A 19,630-nucleotide genomic window follows, 5' to 3' on the forward strand; every position below is an offset into this window, starting at 1 on the left:
GCAATAAGGAGGGGATTTCCCCTCCTTATTTTAGTAATTGCTGAAATAAGGTATTTACTTGTTGGGCAGTGGCAGGGGAAGTTACTTTTGCGATCTGTTTTAAGAGCTCTAGTCGCTCGTTGTTATCGTAAATATTAATATTTTTACCTTTCATAAGTAAAACGATTTGGTCAGCTTGTGCAGTCGTAATAGAAACTTCATATTCTTTGCTATATTTTAATAACTCTTTTGTAGAAATATGATTTAATTTTTTATTAACAATTTGTTTAATGAGGTTCATCTTGTTATCCTCCTTCACGCGTTCTTCTATCGAAATATATGAGCATATAGCTTGTACATATTCGTATAGAGTTTCTTTTTTCATGAGGAAAAGAAGCGTATGTTATAATATAAGGACAAAACTACAGAAAAAGAGTAAAGGGAGGACCTATGGAGCAAAAGCAACATCGAAAAGAAAGTGTTATTCATCTCATTTATCGTTTAGTTATGATTATTTTTGGGGCAGCATGCGCAGCGGTAGCGATTGAACTATTTTTAATGCCAAATAAAATTATTGATGGTGGAATTATTGGTATTTCTCTTATATTAGATTATCTTACTCCTAATATTTGGTGGTTAAGTTTTTCTACTTTAGTCGTTGTTCTCAATATCCCATTTATGTATTCGGGTTATAAGCAAATTGGAAAAACATTTATGTTATCTTCGGCATTTGGTATTGTAGCGTTAGCATTCATTGAGTCAACGTTACATGCGGTGCCACCGTTTACAACAGAGCCTATTTTAGCGACTGTGTTTGGTGGTCTTATTTTAGGTCTTGGTGTAGGACTTGTAATTCGTCATGGTGGATCGTTAGATGGAACTGAAATTATGGGGATTTTATTAACGAAGAAATTACCGTTCTCTGTTGGTGAATTCGTAATGTTTGTGAACTTATTTATTTTTGCATGGGCAGCATTTGTGTTTGGTGTGGAACAAGCGATGTATTCTGTTATGACGTACTATATTGCATTTAAAACGATCGATACAGTAATTCAAGGGCTAGATGAAACGAAAGCAGTTTTAATTGTATCTGATCAATATGAGGAAGTATCAAATGCGATTTTACATCGACTCGGCCGTGGAACTACAAAGCTTGTAGCAAAAGGTGGTTACACAGATAAAGAAAAAGAAGTTATTTATGCAGTTGTAACGCGTCTAGAAGTGACGAAGTTAAAGTCAATTGTGCATGAAATTGATGAAAATGCGTTTGTTACGATTATGAGCACGCAAGAGACAAATGGTGGTAAGTTTAAATCGGCTATTCACTAAACATATATAGGAATATTTTTCGAAAGCAGAGAATTTTTCTCTGCTTTTTGTTATAATAGTAAGGTTTCTTGAAAAAATAGATATATTTTAGGCAGATTGGTTTACAACTATAATAAGCTGTACTATAATTCAAATAGATATAAATCGGAATCATTCTGAATTAAAATAGGTGAGATGCTATGAATAATATATTAGAGATTGAAGGTTTAACATTCCGGTATGAAGATCGGAATGTGTTAGAAAATATTAATTTGCAAGTTCCGAAGGGAGCTTTTTTAGGTTTAGTGGGACCGAATGGTTCAGGTAAATCAACTTTACTTAAGTGTTTATTAGGCGTTTTAAAGCCAAAAGAAGGAAGCATTCGTGTGTTTGGCGTTGATAGTAAGAAGTTTAAGGAATGGAATAAAGTTGGTTATGTATCCCAAAAAGCAAATAGTTTCAATTCTGGTTTTCCAGCAACTGTTTCTGAAGTTGTGTCAATGGGACTTGTTTCGAAAAAAGGGCTTTTTCGCTTTTTCACAAAAGAGGATAAGAAAAAGGTAGAAAAAGCAATTGCTGATGTAGGGATGAGTGAGTTTCAAGGTCGTAATATTGGAGAGCTTTCTGGTGGACAGCAACAGCGTGTATTTATTGCTCGTGCGCTCGTTAGTGATCCTGAATTGCTTATTTTAGACGAGCCTACTGTTGGAATCGATGTAAAAAATGTGGAAAGTTTTTACGAAATATTAGAGGATTTAAACAAAAGGTTGGGAATCACATTAATTCTTGTTACTCATGATATGGGAGCTGTTACCGAAAAAGTAACACATGTTGCATGCCTAAACCAACATCTACATTTCCATGGAAATGTAGAGAAGTTCCGAGAGTTAGAAGATGCAGAAATGTCCGTCTTATATGGGCATCATGTTCATCGTTTAGAACACGAACATGAGCATCACGGGAGGATATAATGATACAAGATTTTTTACAATATGACTTTTTACGTAATTCTTTATACGCAGGTATTTTAATTGGACTTGTTGCACCGCTAATAGGTGTGTTTGTTGTTATTCGTCGTTTATCTCTTATTGCGGATGCATTAAGTCATGTGACGTTATCAGGTATTGCAGCAAGTTTATTACTTGAAAAAACCATTTTTACAGGTGGATTTTTAAACCCCTTATATATGGGGATGGTTTTTTCGATTGGTGGAGCGCTATTAATCGAAAAGTTAAGAACTGTATATAAGCACTATCAAGAATTAGCAATTCCGATTATCCTTTCGGCAGGGATGGGAGTTGGAGTTATTTTCATTTCACTTGCAAATGGATTTAACACAGACTTATTTAGTTATTTATTTGGTAGTGTCAGTGCTGTAACAAGTACGGATTTAATTATTATTGGGATTGTAGCAATTGTTGTTGTTGCGACAATTATTTTATTATATAAAGAGCTGTTTCTACTATCATTTGATGAGGAATACGCAGTATCAACTGGTTTAAGAGCGAAATGGATTCACTTTATTTTCATTATATTAGTTGCTCTTGTCATTGCAGTATCAATGCGTGTAGTAGGGGTTCTTCTCGTATCATCATTAATGACGTTACCAGTTGCAGCAAGTATTCGTATTGCTAAAGGATTTAAACAAACAATTTTCTTTTCCATTTTATTTGGTGAAATTGCAGTAATTGGTGGAATGTTTGCTTCGTATCAACTTGATCTAGCACCAGGTGGTACAATTGTTATGATAGCAGTTCTTATTTTAATCGGTGCGATTTTATGGAAGAAGAAAAAAACTGCATAAAGTAGGGATAGGTATGAATCTAACAGAAGCTTTACGCCTAATGAAGGAAAAAGGATACAAACATACTGGAAAAAGAGAAGAGATGCTCAGATTATTTGCAGCACATAATCGTTATTTAACTGCGAAAGACGTTTTAGAGCATATGAAAGACGATTATCCAGGGCTTAGTTTTGATACGATTTATCGTAACTTAACAGTTTTTGCTGAGATTGGTGTTTTAGAACAAACGGAATTAAATGGTGAAAAACATTTTCGTTTCACTTGTTCTATTATGGAACATCATCATCATTTTATTTGTTTGGATTGTGGGGGGACGAAAGAGATTACTTCCTGCCCAATGGATTTTATGAATAAAGATTTTACTGGTTATGAAGTAACGGGTCATAAGTTTGAAATATATGGTCGTTGTCCAAAATGTGCAAAGTAAAAGCTCGTCGGTTATATAACTGACGAGCTTTTTTACGTAGAAAAGAAGGTTGCTCACAAATATTGTGGCAACCTTCTTTTTATTGTTCTTGTGTCTCTTTTTCTTTTTCTCGTTCAGCAGCCATTTCAGCAGCAATTACGTCGATTTCTTTTTTCAGTTCTTCTACCATTGTTTCTTCTGGTACTTTACGAACGACTTGCCCTTTACGGAATAATAATCCCTCTCCACGTGCACCAGCAATACCGATATCAGCTTCACGAGCTTCACCAGGACCATTTACAGCGCAACCAAGTACTGCAACTTTAATTGGTACTTGAAGTGTAGAGATGTATTCTTCCACTTCGTTAGCGATGCTAATTAAATCGATTTCAATACGACCACAAGTTGGACAAGAGATAAGTGTCGCTGCGTTAGAAGCAAGACCGAATGATTTTAATAATTCACGAGCAACTTTTACTTCTTCAACTGGATCAGCACTTAATGAAATACGTAGTGTATTTCCGATGCCTTTACTTAAGATTGCTCCAAGACCAGCGGCACTTTTTACAGTTCCAGCAAACAATGTTCCAGATTCTGTAATACCTAAATGTAATGGGTAATCAAAAGCGCGAGCAGCTTTCTCGTATGCTTCGATTGCTAAGTTAACATCAGAGGCTTTCATAGATACGATAATATCGTGGAAATCTAAGTCCTCTAAAATTTTAATATGATGTAGCGCGCTCTCAACCATACCATCTGCAGTTGGGTACCCGTATTTTTCTAAAATGTGACGCTCTAATGAACCAGCGTTTACACCAATACGGATTGGAATACCGCGCTCTTTTGCTGCATTTACAACAGCTTCTACTTTATGGCGACGACCAATATTACCTGGATTGATACGTACTTTATCGATGCCACCTTCAATTGCTTTTAAAGCAAGGCGATAATCAAAATGAATATCAGCAACAAGTGGAATGTTGATTTGTTTTTTTATATCAGCAATAGCATCTGCTGCGCGTTCATCTGGAACGGCAACACGGACGACTTGACAGCCAGCTTCTTCTAAACGCTTGATTTCAGCAACTGTTGCTTCAACATCATGTGTTTTTGTTGTTGTCATACTTTGTATAATTAATTCATTATTACCGCCGATTGTTAAATTACCGACTTTAACTGGACGTGTTTTTGTACGATGAGTCATTTCATTCACGAATAGATCGCTCTCCTTATAAAAGAAGTTTCTTATTTAGTCCCTCATATCAATAATAGTATACGTGATATAGGGCTATAGAAACCGAAGTGCTCGGTTTCACTTTTACTATTGTATCAGCGCCTTTATGTAATTGACAAGGATTAAGTGATGGCTTATTGATATAACGGGAATTTATAAGACTTTCCAATTTGTATTTTTGTAGCAGATGTACTTTTGTTTAATTGTTTAAAGTCGTCAATGACTTTTTCTATGGAAGGAATTTTTTTCTTGTTAATTTGTTCTGTAATAGAAAGAACTGTCTCGCCAGTTTTTACTTCAATTGTTTTATAAGATGTATCCGTTTCTTTTTCTGTTTTATTCTCTTTATTTTGTTGGCTGTCTGTGTTTTCTTTTTTAATCGTTTGGGCAGCAGTTGTTTTTTTATATGAACTTAACATCGGTAAAGTACCGATTTTTATATCGTAATAAAATATATAACCGAGAACAAGCACGAATAGGAATATACCTAACCTCTTCATATTCTTCACTCCTTTGCTAGGAATATATGCTTGTCCAAAAAAAAAATGCCTATTTAGGCATTTTTTTATTTTTCTTTCGGTTGGGGTATCTCTTTAATCGTTAAGTATAGAACGATTAAAACAACAGCGATATAAATGAATGTTGCCCCAGGTACGACGATTTTGAATAAATCCATAATCATGAAGAAAATGGTTGGGATTGTGTAGCTGTATGCAGTTAGTGTCCAAACTTGTTTATAGGATAGTTTACGTTGACCGCTCATAGCAGAACCGATGAACGCAAGTAAAGTCACGCCTACAAAAGTGATGAATAATTGGAATAGGTACACTAAGAATCCAATAACAAATAATAAAATTGGATAAATATTATCGAATAAAGAAATAAATTCTTGTAGATCTTTTTTCTCAATAGATGCACCTAACAAATCGTTATAAGAATACGTTTGTGTTTGACCATTTCCCATAGAGACTACTTTATCTTTTAAAACAAATAAACCTGTTTTATTTTGATATTTTTCTAGGTCTGTTGAATTTGGATCAAATACGAAAAGTGCATTTCCTTCTTCTTTTTCAATAGGCTGATCAATATCGGCTTTTAGTTCGCCATTTTCAATTTTAAAATCAGGTAAATCTTTATCGATGACTTGATTTACCATACCTACACCATCTTGGATAAAACTACCGTACAAAAAAGTTCTTGGAATAGTAGTAATTAAGCAAAGTAGCATAATATACAAAATGGTTTTACCGATTTTTTGAAAACGGAATAGCGCCATATCTTTAGGCGAGTATATGCTTTTTACGAATTGGGTAAATATGGACATAGATTCACTTCCTTTATGTATGTATAAAATCATTGTAACGTAGGAATCTAGAGAATCTCAAGATATATTATATTTACATATAGTGGAGATAACTAAATTTCTTTTTATTAACTTTCTTCTTTTAAATAAGAAAAATACAATTGACACTTTTCTTTTCTATATGGTAAATTTATCTTACATTTCTTAAAGGGCATATCCGATAGGAATTCCTTTATTTGATATGTTGTTACATACATAATTGTGGACCCTTAGCTCAGCTGGTTAGAGCAGACGGCTCATAACCGTCCGGTCGTAGGTTCGAGTCCTACAGGGTCCATATCCATTTCGCATGTTTATTATGTTAGCAGGAAGCTTCCTTGTAGAAGGAAGCTTTTTTTACGGAATATATGAGCATTTTAATTGAAAAGAAGTGGGAATTTTGCTACTTTAATGATAGCAAGACAATGTGATTTATTTGTTTGCACCCTATGGCAATTAGGGTAGAATGAAGTTGTATGTCACTTAAGTGGCAATACATAAACTGGGAGGAATATAACAATGGCAAAACACGAATTACCAAATTTACCTTATGCGTATGATGCTTTAGAGCCTCACTTTGACAAAGAAACAATGAACATCCATCATACAAAACATCACAACACGTACATTACAAACTTAAACGCTGCTTTAGAAGGTCATGCAGAATTAGCTGACAAAAGCGTAGAAGAATTAGTTGCAAACTTAAACGAAGTACCAGAAGCAATCCGTACAGCAGTACGTAACAATGGTGGCGGACATGCTAACCATACATTCTTCTGGACAATCCTATCTCCAAACGGCGGAGGACAACCTGTAGGTGAACTTGCAACTGCAATTGAAGCAAAATTCGGTAGCTTCGATGCATTCAAAGAAGAATTCGCAAAAGCTGGCGCAACTCGCTTCGGTTCTGGTTGGGCTTGGTTAGTAGTAAACAATGGTGAGCTAGAAGTAACAAGCACTCCAAACCAAGATTCTCCTTTAACTGAAGGTAAAACGCCAGTTATCGGTTTAGATGTTTGGGAGCATGCTTACTACTTAAACTACCAAAACCGTCGTCCAGACTACATCGGTGCATTCTGGAACGTTGTAGATTGGAACGCTGCTGAAAAACGTTACCAAGAAGCAAAATAATTGTAATAAATATAGAAAAAAGCTAGGGGAGAACCCCTAGCTTTTTTTCTATGCTTTCCTTTTACATAATTGGGCTTGTCTTTGGAAGACTAGAACATGAAGTAAAGGAGAGTTGTGTATGAAGTGGAAACATATAATTGGTGACGTTGAAGTGAATCGGGATTTAGTGTTATTGCTCCTTATAGGAGGTTTATACACGCTCGCAATTTCTTTATCGAATACGTTTGTAAATATTTATTTATGGAAACAAACACAAAATTATGTGAATCTTGGCTTGTATAATTTGGCCAGCGTTATATTACAGCCTCTCACATTTCTTGTAGGGGGAAAATTAGCGAAACGTATCGATCGCTCGATTTTATTACGAATAGGAGTAGGAACGCTCGCAATTTTTTTTATTGTTGTCTTAGTAGCGGGGAAAAGTGCTTCTCAGTATATTTTATTAATGGGGGCTCTTTTAGGAGTAGGATACGGTTTTTACTGGTTGGCTTTTAACTTATTGACATTTGAAATTACAGAACCAGAAACAAGAGATTTCTTTAATGGGTTTCTTGGACTTCTTACATCCTTCTCTGGGATGATCGGACCAATAGCAGCAGGATACACAATTTCACGTATGGAGAAATGGAGTGGTTATACTGTTATATTCTTTCTTTCATTAGTTCTATTTGCAATTGCTGTCGTTTTAAGCTTCTTTTTATCTAAAAGAGAATGTGAAGGGCGTTATGAAATCGTGCAAGTATTGAAAGAACGACGGATTGATAAAAACTGGGGAAAGATTACACGAGCTCATTTTTTCCAAGGATTGAGAGAAGGAACGTTTATTTTTGTCATTTCAGTATATGTTTATTTAGCAACTAATAGTGAGTTCGCATTAGGGAAATATAGTTTAGTGAACTCTGCTGTATCCTTTGTATGTTATTACTTAGTTGCTCGTATGTTAAAGAAGGAGTGGCGAAAAAAAGCAATTTTACTTGGAGGCATTATTTTATATGCTGTCGTCTTTTTAGTTATTTTCAATGTTACATACACGAAATTACTTATTTATGCGGCATGTATTGCGATTGCATATCCTATTTTACTTGTTCCGTATGGATCAATGACATATGACGTAATTGGTAGAGCGAAAAATGCGAGAGAATGGCGTGTGGAATATGTCGTTGTTCGGGAGCTGTGGTTAAACGCCGGAAGAATCTGTTCCATTTTAAGTTTTTTATGTGCTGTACTATTCTTTCCACCTGAAAAAAGTTTACCTTACTTATTATGTATTTTAGGTGCTGGACATTTTCTTATTTATTTTGCAGTTAAAAATGTCAAATATGATGAGGGAAATGCGAGTAAAACAAGTGTTGTAACGCAAGGAAACGCGCAAAACCAAACTGAACCAGAAGGTTAACTTCTCGTTTGTTTTATGCTAGAATAGAAAAAGATGTAAGACAGCAGTGAGGACACCTGTATGAAGGTGTCCCTTTCACATTACATAGCTGTTGGTAGAGGGGGTTTGTATGAGCAAGAAGCAGAAGCAAAATAAGAAAAAGACCCACGTTCCTTTTCGGTTAAACGTGCTGTTTTTCTGTGTGTTTTTAATGTTCTCCGCGGTTATTGTAAGGCTCGGATATGTACAAATTGTTCGCGGTGAAGAATATAAGAATGAAGTGGAGAAGAAAGAAAACTCAACGATAAGTAATCCTGTACCGCGTGGGAAAATATTTGACCGTTATGGGCGACCTGTAGTAGATAATGCAGCCATTCGTACTATTACATTTACAAAAATGAAAGGATCAACTGCAGAGGATCGCTTAGAAACAGCGAAAAAGCTAGCAGATTTGATTGAAGTACCGACAGATAAATTAACAGATCGCGATAAAAAAGATTATTGGCTTGCTATGCATAAAGAGGAAGCTAAAGAAAAAATTACGAATAAAGATCGTCAAGAGTTTAAAGATAAAAAAATTGATGATAAAGAATTAGACGAGCGTCAGCGCAGTCGTGTAACAGAAGAAGAGATTAATCAATTATCCGCAAAAGATCTAGAAATACTAGCGATTAAGAGTAAGATGGATGGCGGATATGCAATGACACCTCAAGTTCTTAAGAAAAATGCAACAGATGAAGAATATGCGATTATTAGTGAAAATTTAGCGCAATTGCCGGGAGTAGATACAAGTGTTGATTGGGAACGAAAATATGCATATGATGGTGATTTGTTCCGAAGTGTACTTGGTGGTGTAACAACTTCTGACGAAGGTTTACCAAGAGAAAGACTAGATTACTATCTTGTTCGTGATTATAATCGAAATGACCGAGTAGGAAAAAGTTATCTTGAACAACAGTATGAAGATAGTCTGCACGGTACGAAAGCAGAAGTTAGAAATGTTACAGATAAAAACGGTAATATTTTAGAAACGATTAATGTATCAAAAGGACAAAGTGGTAATGACCTGAATTTAACGATTGATATGGAATTACAAAAGCGCGTGGAGGATATTCTTACGAAGAATTTAATGAGATTTAAAGGAAGCGAACCTCTTTTAGATCGCGCATTCGTTGTAATGATGAACCCAAAAAATGGTGAAGTTTTATCTATGGCTGGGAAACAATTAGTTAACGAAGATGGTCAAACGAAAGTAAATGACTTTGCATTAGGTACCATGACAAGTTCTTATCCGATGGGGTCAACTGTAAAAGGTGCAACAGTACTTACTGGATATCAAACTGGTGCGATTCAACCAGGTTCAGTACAATTGGATGAACCAATTAAATTAAAAGGTACACCTACGAAGTCATCTTGGAAAACGATGGGATATATTAATGATCTTACAGCTTTAAAAATGTCTTCTAACGTTTATATGTTTAAAACAGCGATGAATATCGCTGGTGTTCCATATGTGAGAGGTGGTACGTTAGATATACCTCAAAAAGCATTTGATACGATGCGTTATTATTTCGGACAGTTTGGACTTGGTGTAAAAACAGGAATTGATTTACCGAATGAATCTGCTGGTCAGATGGGGAGAGGTAGTCAACCAGGTTTCTTACTAGATTTATCAATTGGACAGTATGATACGTATACACCGCTTCAATTAGCGCAATATATTTCGACGATTGCCAATGGTGGATATCGTATGCAACCACAAGTTGTAAAAGAAATTCGTCAACCGGCAGTGAAACCAGATGAAGTTGGGAAAGTTGTTCAATCTATGGAACCGAAAGTATTAAATCGTGTTGATATGCCAGAATCGCAAATTAAACGTGTTCAAGAAGGATTTAGACAAGTGTATAATGATTCAGGTGGTACAGCTACCAAATACTTTACAGGTGCAAAATATAAAGCGGCAGGGAAGACAGGTACCGCGCAAACTGTGTATGGCGGAGATAAAGAGATTGGTAGAAAGGCAAATGGTGAACGTGTGGAAACATATAACTTAACATTAGTAGGTTATGCGCCACTTGAAGATCCAGAAGTAGCATTCTCTGTTGTTGTTCCATGGGTACATGATGATAAGACTGGTATTAATGGATATATTGGTCGTGAAATTATGGACGCCTACTTTGATTTGAAAAACCAAGAAGTAAATGGTGAAGCTCCAAAAGATGATAAAAACAATAAAAATAAAGATCAAGATGATGAATAAAAAAATTTAAAAAAAGCACACTATCTGAAAAGATAGTGTGCTTTTTTTTATGGTTTATGCATATCGTGTAATAAATGTGGACAAGTATACAATATTGGGAAACACGCGGCCTTATAAATGATACTTGTATATGGTGGGATAGGGGATAAATATTTTATAGGGAAATCATCAGAGGAAATGAATAGCTACTACTGAATTAAAATTGTACCGTATGTTGATTTATGTGGAACTTTACAAAACTTTTACAAACAATTAAAACCGAATTAATAGTTTAGCAGTATTCTTATATCTGTAATCCTGTTATTTCCGGTTACTTCTAGGAGGAAGAACACGTGAAATGGATGCGTACACCGATTATAATTTTCGTACTATCGATATGGTTCCTCTGTTTTGAAATGTCTACTGCATTTGCTTTAAATGAAATGGGAGAAGTGAGAGTTGATGGATCCTCAACGGTTTTTCCTATTATAGAAGCAGTAGCGGAGGAATATACAAAGGTGCATCCAGACGTGAAAATTTCCATCAGTGTTTCTGGAACTGGAGGAGGATTTAATCGTTTCAGTAAAGGAGAAGTAGATATAAATAATGCTTCGAGAGTAATGAAACAAGTCGAGAAAAATGAGATGAAGAAAAACTCTATTCAGTTCACACCTTTTGAGGTCGCTAACGATGGTCTTACAATTGTCGTGAATCGGCACAATACATGGGTAGACGATATGTCAGTAGACGAGTTACGTTTACTGTGGAGTGAAGATGGAAGAGAGAAGCGATGGTCACAAATTCATTCAACATGGCCACGTGAACAAGTGAAGTTTTATGCACCAGGCGTAGACTCTGGTACTTATGATTATTTTCAAAATGTCATCTTACAAAATCATCGCATTGTAAAAAAAGTCTCTTTGTCTGAAGATGATCAAGTTATTATGCAAGGGGTAATGAATGATAAACATGCCATTGCTTTTGTAGGATATGCTTATTATATGGCTAATCGAGATAAGGTGAAAGCAATAAAAGTGAATGGTGTATTTCCGACGAAAGAGACCATTCAGTCAGGGAAGTATAAGCCGTTATCTAGGCCGCTACTTACTTATGTGAATAATGCATCTATCCGAAATAAAATGAATGTAGCAAACTATGTTGAGTTTATGATTCAGCATGTTGGTAACCTCGCTGAAGAGGTCGGGTATGTAAAATTAAGAAAAGAAAAATACAATGAACAGCTGCGTATGTTAACAGAAATAAAAAGGTAATGTCAGGGTGGAAAGGGGTTTTCATCTTTGGCTCATAATGACAAAAGTCAAATTACATTTTCTGTACAACATTTGATTGAAAGAAATACAAAACAAAGAAAAAAAACGCAGCGAATCAATCGAATAATGCCTTTGTTACTAAAAATAATTGCCAGCGTTTCTATTGTTACGACACTTGGAATTGTTTTTACGCTCTCTAATGAAACAATCATGTTTTTTCAAAAAATATCATTGTACTCCTTTTTGACGGAGAAAGAATGGTTACCGTTTTTTGAAAATCCTAAATTCGGTATATTACCACTTATATGTGGAACGTTCCTTGTAACAGCAATCGCTATGTTTGTAGCAATTCCTATCGGTTTAGCGTGTGCCGTATTTTTAAGCGAATATGCTTCAAATAGTGCACGGAAAATATTAAAGCCGATGTTAGAGCTATTAGCAGGTATCCCGACAATTGTATATGGTTTTTTTGCATTAACAATTGTTACGCCGCTTTTACAAAGGATTATACCAGATTTACAGTTTTTTAATGCGATTAGCCCAGGAATCGTTATCGGATTTATGATGATGCCTACAGTTGCATCTCTATCTGAAGACGCGATGAGAGCTGTGGTGAAAGGGACGAAAGAAGCTTCATTAGCACTCGGAGCGACGCGGTTTGAAATGGTAAAACAAGTGGTGTTTCCGTCCGCTTTTACAGGGATTATGGCAGCAATTATATTAGCGGCTTCGCGTGCAATTGGTGAAACGATGATTGTTGTAATTGCGGCAGGATCCACACCAAATGTATCGCTTGATCCGACACATTCTATTCAAACGTTAACAGCCTATATTGTGCAAGTAAGTTTAGGTGATGCTCCGCATGGAACGATTACGTATTACAGCATGTATGCTGTAGGTGCAACATTATTTTTGTTTACTTTTATTATGAACATCATTTCGCAGTCAATTATGCGCCGTTTTAGGAGGATGACATAATATGCGGACGTTGAATCATAAAAAAATACAAAAAAACATGGCATCACGCTTTTTAAAAGATCGAATTTACAAATTGTTATTTTATATAGCGATTTTATTTTCAATCGTAATTTTGTTTGTGTTACTGTTTCAAATTGTTGAAAAAGGTATAAGCTATCTTTCAATAGATTTCTTTACAAATTTCGCTTCACGTAATCCGAAAGAAGCTGGTATTGCTGCAGCTTTGTCAGGGACAATATTATTTATGAGTATTGTTATACCTGTTTCTTTTATATTTGGAGTTGGAACAGCACTTTATTTAGAGCAATATGCGAAGGAATCTCTATTTAAAAAAATAATAGAGATTAATAATCAAACGTTAGCAGGAGTACCATCCGTTGTATTTGGATTGCTTGGTTTAACTATTTTTGTATATGCTCTTCATTTAGGAGAGAGTATAGTTGCAGCAGCACTGACGATGAGTTTACTCGTCTTACCAACAGTTGTTGTGGCGAGTCAAGAAGCAATCCGATCAGTACCAAGTGCATTATTAGAGGGTTCTTACGGATTAGGTGCTACGAAGTGGCAAACGATGTATCAAATTGTATTGCCATATGCTTTCCCGGGGATTATAACGGGCTGTACGTTAGCGATATCAAGAGCAATTGGAGAAGCAGCACCACTATTAGTTATTGGGGCACTTGCGTTTGCAAATTATGTTCCATTTAGTATGTTTGATAGATTTACAGTTTTACCAATTCAAATTTTTAATTGGATGAGTAGGCCACAAGAAGAATTTCAGTATGTAGCAGCAGCTGGGATGATTGTTTTGTTAGGTTTGTTGCTATTTATCAATATATTTGTTTTATGGTTACGAAATCGAAAATAAGTTGGAAGTGGATGAAAGGGGAATTCAAATGGTAGCAACAGTAGTAAATGTACAGGTGAAAAACGAAGAGAAAATCGAGACTGCGCCAAAGAAAGTAGTATTTGATACGAAAAACTTAAATTTATGGTATGGGGAAGACCATGCTTTAAAAGATATTAATTTAAGTATTCATGAGAATGAAGTTACAGCAATTATCGGTCCAAGTGGCTGTGGTAAATCAACGTACTTAAAAACGTTAAATCGCATGGTAGAGTTAGTACCGATCGTTCGAACTACAGGTGTAATTGAATATAGAGAACGCAATATATTTGATAAATCATATCCAGTTGAAGAATTAAGAACGCACGTAGGAATGGTGTTCCAAAAGCCAAATCCATTTCCAAAATCTATTTATGAGAATGTAGCATACGGTCCAAAAATCCATGGTATCCGTGACAAAAAGACATTAGATGAAATTGTTGAGAAAAGTTTACGCGGAGCAGCGATTTGGGATGAGTTAAAAGATCGTTTGCACGATAATGCATACGGTTTATCTGGTGGACAGCAACAGCGTCTATGCATCGCACGTTGCTTAGCTATTGAGCCAGACGTTATTTTAATGGATGAGCCAACATCGGCACTAGATCCAATTTCAACATTAAAAGTAGAAGAATTAATTCAAGAGTTAAAGAAAGACTTTAGTATTGTTATCGTAACGCATAATATGCAACAAGCAGCGCGTATTTCAGACAAAACCGCTTTCTTCTTAAGCGGGGAAGTTGTGGAGTATACAGATACAAACAAATTATTTACGACGCCTTCAGATAAGCGTACAGAAGATTATATTACAGGTCGCTTTGGTTGATATCGTTGCAAAGCTAAGAGAAAATGCCCTCTTAACAGAGGGCATTTCTTATTTTTATCTCACTTTAATAGGGAAGTAATACCTTCTCTTTATCTTAAGGTTTATTACAAGCGTAAGAGGTTATGTAGGAGATTTATCCCGCTATTTGCGGGCAGTAAGACCCCACCTCAAAATTCAGCAAAAGTAAAGAAGTTAGGTGGGCGGGCGGCCTGTAAAAGCCCGATTGATGAGGGGTGATTAAAGTTTCACTTTGTATATAATGGCACATAATATTGAGGGGGAAGAAAAAATGGTAAGAGAACAGTTTCAAGGTGATTTAAAAGTGTTACAGCAAAAGGTGATTGAGCTTGGCGAATTAGCAAATGCGGCTTTATTGATTGCTATGGAAGGTCTGCATACAAGGGATGTAGAGAAAGCGTTAGAGGTCATTGATGGTGATTACCGTATGGATAATTTAGAAGAGGAAATAAACGATCTTGCGCTTATGCTCATTACGAAGCAGCAACCTGTAGCAAGTGACTTAAGAAGAATCTTTATTTCAATTAAAACAGCGACAGATTTAGAGCGTATTGCAGATCATGCTGTTAATATTGCAAAGGCTACAATTCGTCTTGGGGAAAAAGAAGTGGCTGTTAGTTTGCACAACCTGGATGAAATGTTTGCGGTTGCAAATAAGATGTTGCATTTAGCGTTAGAAGCATATGAACAAGAAAATTTAACTTTCGCGAAACAAATTGCTGAAATGGATGATTCCGTTGATGAAATATATGGAAAAGCAATTCGTGAGTTTATATCTTCAGTTCCGGAACAACCAGAAGCAATTACGCAAATTACACAATTATCATTTGTGGCGAGATATATTGAGCGTGTAGCAGACCATATTACAAATATTGCTGAAAATGTATTTTATTTAGTAAAAGGAAAGCATTATTTATTGAATGAGTAGGAATAAAAGTAGGTGATGAGAAATCACCTGCTTTTTTTAGTCAAAACATGACAAAAAAAGCTCGTTGTTTCCTTTAGTTTATGATGATAAGATGTATCATAATGTAATGGGAAAATTAGTATATATGTTGTTCGTTAATAAGTATTATTTATCAATTAATAGTAAGCGCTTTCTTGTCGTTTGAAACGTACGTTTTTATAGGTGGGAAATTTAATTATAGGGTCTTTTAAATGAGGATTCGTTTAACTAATCAAGTTTATGCTGCTAGTTCATGTGGGATAGAGAATATACATATGGTATATGGAGCTACTGAACATTATATAAGTGGAGGCTGAAGTATATGAAGGGGGTTATTTTAGCTGGAGGAAAAGGAAGACGCCTTAGACCATTAACATGTAATACTCCAAAGCCGATGTTACCATTATTAGAAAAACCAGTTTTAGAATACAATATTGAGTTATTACGCCAGCATGGTATTCGTGAAATTGCAATTACTGTTCAATATATGAGTACTACGATTAAGCGATATTTTGGTGATGGTAGTAAATGGGGAGTTAACTTGTATTATTTTGAAGACTCTCCTCCACTTGGTACAGCAGGGAGTATTAAACAAGCAGAACAATTTTTAGATGAAACATTTGTTGTAATAAGCGGGGATGCATTAACTGACTTTCAATTATCAGAAGGAATTAGGTTTCATGAACAAAAGAAAAGAATGGTAACAATGTTTGTGAAAGAAGTAGAAAATCCACTCTCATTTGGATTGGTTGTAATGAATAAAGACCAGGAGGTTACACGATATATAGAAAAGCCGGGTTGGAATGAGGTAGTATCTAATGTTGTGAATACAGGCATATATATTATGGAGCCAGAAATCTTTTCTTACATACCGCCTAGACAATTTTTTGATTTCAGTCATGATGTGTTTCCTTTATTGGCAAACAAAAATGTGTTATTCGCATATTTGTCAGAAGGTTATTGGTTAGATATCGGCACATTTAATCAATATCGACAAGCACAATTTGATTTGTTAACGAAAAAGTTACAAGTACCTATTCCTTATACGGAAGTATTACCGATGGTATGGATGGGAGAAGGGGTGACGATTGGGAAAGGGACAAAAATTCATGGCCCCTCTTTCATTGGAGAAGGAGCAAAGATTGGTACAGGAGCTGTAATTGAGCCATATTCTATTATTGGAAAAAATAGTATCATTTCAAATTATTCTCATCTTCAAAAAAGTATTGTTTTTGCAAATGCCCATATTGGAAAGTATTGTGAACTATTAGAAACGACAATAGGAGAGCGTACAATAGTTGAAGATGACGTTACACTGTTTCAAAAAAGCATTGTAGCGGATCACTGTCATATCGGGAGAAGTACGATAATTAAGCAAAAAGGAAAACTATGGCCTTATAAGGCGATTGATAGTCATTCGATAGTAGGAGCGGCTGGTATTCAAGAGAGTGAAATGAGTGCAGGGTGGTTACAAAAAAGCCGCATTGTAGGAAGAGGGAATGTTGAAATTACTCCCCAGTTTATCGTGAAGATTGCGATGGCGTATGGCTCTCTTTTTACAAAAGGAGAAAGTATATTAATTGGAAGTCAAGAAAATATAGAAACAACCTCTTATAAAAATTTATTTTTACATGCTATTCATGGTATAGGGATTCATACGATGGAATGCAAAGAAATGAACGAGTCACTTTTTCAATATAGTGTTCATCATTTGCAATGTGCAGGTGGGGTTTTCATTCAAGTGGAGAATGAGAATGAGATTGTTATAAAGTTGTATGGTCAAGCTGGCATGCCGTTAACGTATAAGCAGCAAAAAGAGATAGAACAAGTATATATGTCCGAATTGTTTTATTACGTGCATGAGAAAGAGATGGGGCGAAATAAGCTGGTTCATGTTTCTATGAATGAGTATATAGAAGTTATATTGGGGCATATTGATATCGAGAAAATACAGATGCAGAAGTTTCATCTTCTTATTAATAAGAGAAATGATACGTTGCAACATTTACTTATGCTCTTTCTACAAAGACTTGGTTGTACAGTTACATGGATTTATGCAAGTGAACAAAAAGATCATGTGAAAGCTTTGATGAAATCAAGTAAAGCGAATATGGCTCTTATGTTTTCTGAGCAAGGAAATCATTTCGAGTTATACGATAAACATAGTAATATTTACCAGGGTACAGATTTAGAAGAGGTAGATATTCCAGATTTCTTACTCGAATCTACAGGAAATATTTACCCAATGTCTTTGAAATTAGGAGAATGTTATCTTCTGTTTTATACGCAGGATGAAAGGAAGTCGTTTCAAGTAAGGTGGAAGCGAGATATTTTATATCGAATTGGAAAATTATTTGAGCTAATAGCATTGCAAGGAAAAACGTTTCTCAGCATAGTAGAGCAATCACCTCCGCTCTATTTACTTTATGATGAAGTGGTATGTTCATGGAATGAAAAAGGGGAAATTATGAGGAAATTATTGGATGATATTGAAAGGAAGGGAGAAGGCATATTTGAAGGAGTACAGTTCAAATATACTGAAAAAGAGTGGTCTTATATCGTTTCTGACACAAAACAACCAAAATTTTTAGTGTATTCACATGCTAGAAACCCAGTAATAGCAAGGGAAAACATGAAAAATATTATAGAAAAAATTAGACAATATCAAAAGGTGTAGAATTTTTATTTTAAAAGTGGTATTATAGTATAGTCTGATTTAAGTTATTAGTACTGGAGGGAAATAAGAATGCGTGTGAATATTACTCTAGCATGTACAGAATGCGGAGATCGTAACTATATCTCAAAGAAAAATAAACGTAACAACGCTGAGCGTATCGAGCTTAAAAAGTATTGCAAGCGTGACAAGAAGTCTACGTTACACCGTGAAACAAAGTAAGCAGTAGGAATATTTTCCTACTGTTTCTTTTTTTATTCGATTCCTATGTTAAAAGTGATACACTATCATCATAGAGTAAAGTGTCACTGTAAGGAGGAGAATGTGTGAAAGAAGAGAAAGTGCGTTTGCGTAAACAAATAATAGAACACATGAATTCTTTATCAGAAGAACAGTATACAACTTTATCAGAACAGATTGCATTTTCGTTGTATGCGCAAAAAGAGTGGGTTGAAGCTAAAACAATTGGAATTACTCTTTCAATGGAAAATGAAGTGAATACATATCCTATTATCGAAAAAGCTTGGGAAGAAGGAAAGAAAGTTGTAGTTCCTAAGTGTAATAAAGGAACAAGAACGATGTCCTTCCGGAAAATTAGTGATTTTGATCAATTAGAAACGGTGTATATGAATTTACGTGAACCGATTCCGGGACTTACGGAAGAAGTCAGTGCGGATGACATTGATCTTCAAATTGTGCCAGGCGTAGCTTATACAGAGCGAGGAGAACGGATTGGATACGGCGGGGGCTATTATGATCGTTATCTCGTGCATTATAAAGGGAAAACGCTATCATTAGCATATGATTTTCAAATGGTAAAACACATTCCGGTAGAGCCATTTGATAAAAATATAGAAAAAATTATTACAGAAAAAGGAACAATGCTTATAAATGAGCTTGTATAGACAAATAAAAATTGACGAGACTTTTTCTTCTTGATTATAATAAAATATGTGAACGTTTTCTTATTATAATTTTTATAGTAAGTGAGCATAGAGGGTGATGAAATGGTATCTATTTATGATATTCAGCAATTGCTAAAGAAATTTGGTACGATTATTTATACGGGAGATCGAATTGCAGATTTACAATTAATGCAAGATGAATTGCGTGAATTAAATCAATCACAGCTAATCGATCCACAAGACTATCAAACAGCTTTATTTTTATTGAAGCAAGAAATTCAAAAAGAGCTAAATAAGAATTAGATAAA

Annotated in this window: 20 protein-coding genes and 1 tRNA gene; 17 read left to right on the top strand and 4 right to left on the bottom strand. The window is 35.2% G+C overall.

Annotated features, from left to right (window positions below):
• Positions 1-25: 25 nt before the first annotated feature.
• Complete coding sequence (locus tag OXT04_RS14840; protein WP_001048958.1) at positions 26-280, bottom strand: DUF2624 domain-containing protein; 255 nt, start codon at positions 278-280, stop codon at positions 26-28.
• A gap of 149 nt (positions 281-429) precedes the next feature.
• Here OXT04_RS14840 and OXT04_RS14845 point away from each other — a divergent pair, with 149 nt between their 5' ends.
• The 4 genes from OXT04_RS14845 to OXT04_RS14860 all read left to right on the top strand — a co-directional run bounded on the left by OXT04_RS14845 (position 430) and on the right by OXT04_RS14860 (position 3,518).
• Positions 430-1,308 (top strand): YitT family protein, encoded by an 879-nt coding sequence (locus OXT04_RS14845; protein ID WP_000435960.1) that lies wholly within the window; start codon positions 430-432, stop codon positions 1,306-1,308.
• 179 nt (positions 1,309-1,487) lie between these two features.
• Positions 1,488-2,258, top strand: a complete 771-nt coding sequence (locus tag OXT04_RS14850) for a metal ABC transporter ATP-binding protein (RefSeq protein WP_001059662.1) — start codon at positions 1,488-1,490, stop codon at positions 2,256-2,258.
• Positions 2,258-3,091, top strand: coding sequence for a metal ABC transporter permease (locus OXT04_RS14855; protein WP_000613817.1), 834 nt, complete (start codon positions 2,258-2,260; stop codon positions 3,089-3,091). Before OXT04_RS14850 ends, OXT04_RS14855 begins: the two co-directional genes overlap by 1 nt.
• Positions 3,092-3,104: 13 nt before the next feature.
• Positions 3,105-3,518 carry a Fur family transcriptional regulator gene (locus tag OXT04_RS14860; protein WP_001054516.1) on the top strand — a complete coding sequence of 138 codons (414 nt, stop codon included), beginning with the start codon at positions 3,105-3,107 and terminating at the stop codon, positions 3,516-3,518.
• A gap of 79 nt (positions 3,519-3,597) precedes the next feature.
• Here OXT04_RS14860 and ispG read toward each other — a convergent pair whose 3' ends face one another.
• The 3 genes from ispG to yqgB form a co-directional block, all read right to left on the bottom strand.
• Positions 3,598-4,701, bottom strand: a complete 1,104-nt coding sequence (gene ispG, locus OXT04_RS14865) for a flavodoxin-dependent (E)-4-hydroxy-3-methylbut-2-enyl-diphosphate synthase (RefSeq protein ID WP_153578351.1) — start codon at positions 4,699-4,701, stop codon at positions 3,598-3,600.
• Positions 4,702-4,865: 164 nt separating this feature from the next.
• Complete coding sequence (gene yqfZ, locus OXT04_RS14870) at positions 4,866-5,231, bottom strand: protein YqfZ (protein WP_000825415.1); 366 nt, start codon at positions 5,229-5,231, stop codon at positions 4,866-4,868.
• Between the two features lie 65 nt (positions 5,232-5,296).
• The gene (gene yqgB, locus OXT04_RS14875; RefSeq protein WP_267415641.1) at positions 5,297-6,055 is read right to left on the bottom strand and encodes a protein YqgB; all 759 of its coding nucleotides are present in this window, start codon (positions 6,053-6,055) and stop codon (positions 5,297-5,299) included.
• Between the two features lie 242 nt (positions 6,056-6,297).
• Here yqgB and OXT04_RS14880 point away from each other — a divergent pair.
• From OXT04_RS14880 to OXT04_RS14940, 13 genes are all read left to right on the top strand, one after another.
• Positions 6,298-6,371 (top strand) — tRNA-Ile (locus tag OXT04_RS14880).
• Between the two features lie 221 nt (positions 6,372-6,592).
• Positions 6,593-7,204, top strand: coding sequence for a superoxide dismutase [Mn] (gene sodA, locus OXT04_RS14885; protein ID WP_001052031.1), 612 nt, complete (start codon positions 6,593-6,595; stop codon positions 7,202-7,204).
• A gap of 118 nt (positions 7,205-7,322) precedes the next feature.
• The gene (locus tag OXT04_RS14890) at positions 7,323-8,600 is read left to right on the top strand and encodes an MFS transporter (protein ID WP_023523062.1); all 1,278 of its coding nucleotides are present in this window, start codon (positions 7,323-7,325) and stop codon (positions 8,598-8,600) included.
• Between the two features lie 109 nt (positions 8,601-8,709).
• Positions 8,710-10,839 carry a peptidoglycan D,D-transpeptidase FtsI family protein gene (locus OXT04_RS14895; RefSeq protein WP_053563643.1) on the top strand — a complete coding sequence of 710 codons (2,130 nt, stop codon included), beginning with the start codon at positions 8,710-8,712 and terminating at the stop codon, positions 10,837-10,839.
• A gap of 341 nt (positions 10,840-11,180) precedes the next feature.
• Positions 11,181-12,089, top strand: a complete 909-nt coding sequence (locus OXT04_RS14900) for a PstS family phosphate ABC transporter substrate-binding protein (RefSeq protein ID WP_276578355.1) — start codon at positions 11,181-11,183, stop codon at positions 12,087-12,089.
• 27 nt (positions 12,090-12,116) lie between these two features.
• Positions 12,117-13,067 (top strand): phosphate ABC transporter permease subunit PstC, encoded by a 951-nt coding sequence (pstC, locus tag OXT04_RS14905; RefSeq protein ID WP_061659936.1) that lies wholly within the window; start codon positions 12,117-12,119, stop codon positions 13,065-13,067.
• 1 nt (position 13,068) lies between these two features.
• On the top strand, positions 13,069-13,935 hold the full coding sequence (pstA, locus tag OXT04_RS14910; protein ID WP_267415650.1) for a phosphate ABC transporter permease PstA: 867 nt from the start codon (positions 13,069-13,071) through the stop codon (positions 13,933-13,935).
• A 28-nt stretch (positions 13,936-13,963) separates the two neighbouring features.
• Positions 13,964-14,779 (top strand): phosphate ABC transporter ATP-binding protein, encoded by an 816-nt coding sequence (gene pstB, locus OXT04_RS14915; RefSeq protein WP_000226681.1) that lies wholly within the window; start codon positions 13,964-13,966, stop codon positions 14,777-14,779.
• A 289-nt stretch (positions 14,780-15,068) separates the two neighbouring features.
• Positions 15,069-15,725, top strand: a complete 657-nt coding sequence (gene phoU / locus OXT04_RS14920) for a phosphate signaling complex protein PhoU (protein WP_000251246.1) — start codon at positions 15,069-15,071, stop codon at positions 15,723-15,725.
• A gap of 340 nt (positions 15,726-16,065) precedes the next feature.
• Positions 16,066-18,420 (top strand): sugar phosphate nucleotidyltransferase, encoded by a 2,355-nt coding sequence (locus OXT04_RS14925; RefSeq protein ID WP_267415658.1) that lies wholly within the window; start codon positions 16,066-16,068, stop codon positions 18,418-18,420.
• Between the two features lie 69 nt (positions 18,421-18,489).
• Positions 18,490-18,639, top strand: coding sequence for a 50S ribosomal protein L33 (gene rpmG, locus OXT04_RS14930; RefSeq protein ID WP_001265616.1), 150 nt, complete (start codon positions 18,490-18,492; stop codon positions 18,637-18,639).
• A gap of 104 nt (positions 18,640-18,743) precedes the next feature.
• Entirely contained in the window at positions 18,744-19,322 is a 579-nt protein-coding gene (locus OXT04_RS14935; protein ID WP_000656861.1) for a 5-formyltetrahydrofolate cyclo-ligase, read from the top strand.
• Positions 19,323-19,424: 102 nt separating this feature from the next.
• Complete coding sequence (locus tag OXT04_RS14940) at positions 19,425-19,625, top strand: YqgQ family protein (RefSeq protein WP_000253699.1); 201 nt, start codon at positions 19,425-19,427, stop codon at positions 19,623-19,625.
• Positions 19,626-19,630 lie beyond the last annotated feature (5 nt).

The sequence above is a fragment of the Bacillus sp. GC_Bacil_1 genome (genome assembly GCF_026540675.1).
Classification (GTDB): Bacteria; Bacillota; Bacilli; order Bacillales; family Bacillaceae_G; genus Bacillus_A; species Bacillus_A cereus.

What these genes read in the sequence shown, in the direction of transcription:
- OXT04_RS14840 (WP_001048958.1), bottom strand. Translation starts at nt 280, where the DNA reads ATGAACCTCATTAAACAAATTGTTAATAAAAAATTAAATCATATTTCT.
- OXT04_RS14845 (WP_000435960.1), top strand. Translation starts at nt 430, where the DNA reads ATGGAGCAAAAGCAACATCGAAAAGAAAGTGTTATTCATCTCATTTAT.
- OXT04_RS14850 (WP_001059662.1), top strand. Translation starts at nt 1,488, where the DNA reads ATGAATAATATATTAGAGATTGAAGGTTTAACATTCCGGTATGAAGAT.
- OXT04_RS14855 (WP_000613817.1), top strand. Translation starts at nt 2,258, where the DNA reads ATGATACAAGATTTTTTACAATATGACTTTTTACGTAATTCTTTATAC.
- OXT04_RS14860 (WP_001054516.1), top strand. Translation starts at nt 3,105, where the DNA reads ATGAATCTAACAGAAGCTTTACGCCTAATGAAGGAAAAAGGATACAAA.
- ispG (WP_153578351.1), bottom strand. Translation starts at nt 4,701, where the DNA reads ATGACTCATCGTACAAAAACACGTCCAGTTAAAGTCGGTAATTTAACA.
- yqfZ (WP_000825415.1), bottom strand. Translation starts at nt 5,231, where the DNA reads ATGAAGAGGTTAGGTATATTCCTATTCGTGCTTGTTCTCGGTTATATA.
- yqgB (WP_267415641.1), bottom strand. Translation starts at nt 6,055, where the DNA reads ATGTCCATATTTACCCAATTCGTAAAAAGCATATACTCGCCTAAAGAT.
- sodA (WP_001052031.1), top strand. Translation starts at nt 6,593, where the DNA reads ATGGCAAAACACGAATTACCAAATTTACCTTATGCGTATGATGCTTTA.
- OXT04_RS14890 (WP_023523062.1), top strand. Translation starts at nt 7,323, where the DNA reads ATGAAGTGGAAACATATAATTGGTGACGTTGAAGTGAATCGGGATTTA.
- OXT04_RS14895 (WP_053563643.1), top strand. Translation starts at nt 8,710, where the DNA reads ATGAGCAAGAAGCAGAAGCAAAATAAGAAAAAGACCCACGTTCCTTTT.
- OXT04_RS14900 (WP_276578355.1), top strand. Translation starts at nt 11,181, where the DNA reads ATGCGTACACCGATTATAATTTTCGTACTATCGATATGGTTCCTCTGT.
- pstA (WP_267415650.1), top strand. Translation starts at nt 13,069, where the DNA reads ATGCGGACGTTGAATCATAAAAAAATACAAAAAAACATGGCATCACGC.
- pstB (WP_000226681.1), top strand. Translation starts at nt 13,964, where the DNA reads ATGGTAGCAACAGTAGTAAATGTACAGGTGAAAAACGAAGAGAAAATC.
- phoU (WP_000251246.1), top strand. Translation starts at nt 15,069, where the DNA reads ATGGTAAGAGAACAGTTTCAAGGTGATTTAAAAGTGTTACAGCAAAAG.
- OXT04_RS14925 (WP_267415658.1), top strand. Translation starts at nt 16,066, where the DNA reads ATGAAGGGGGTTATTTTAGCTGGAGGAAAAGGAAGACGCCTTAGACCA.
- rpmG (WP_001265616.1), top strand. Translation starts at nt 18,490, where the DNA reads ATGCGTGTGAATATTACTCTAGCATGTACAGAATGCGGAGATCGTAAC.
- OXT04_RS14940 (WP_000253699.1), top strand. Translation starts at nt 19,425, where the DNA reads ATGGTATCTATTTATGATATTCAGCAATTGCTAAAGAAATTTGGTACG.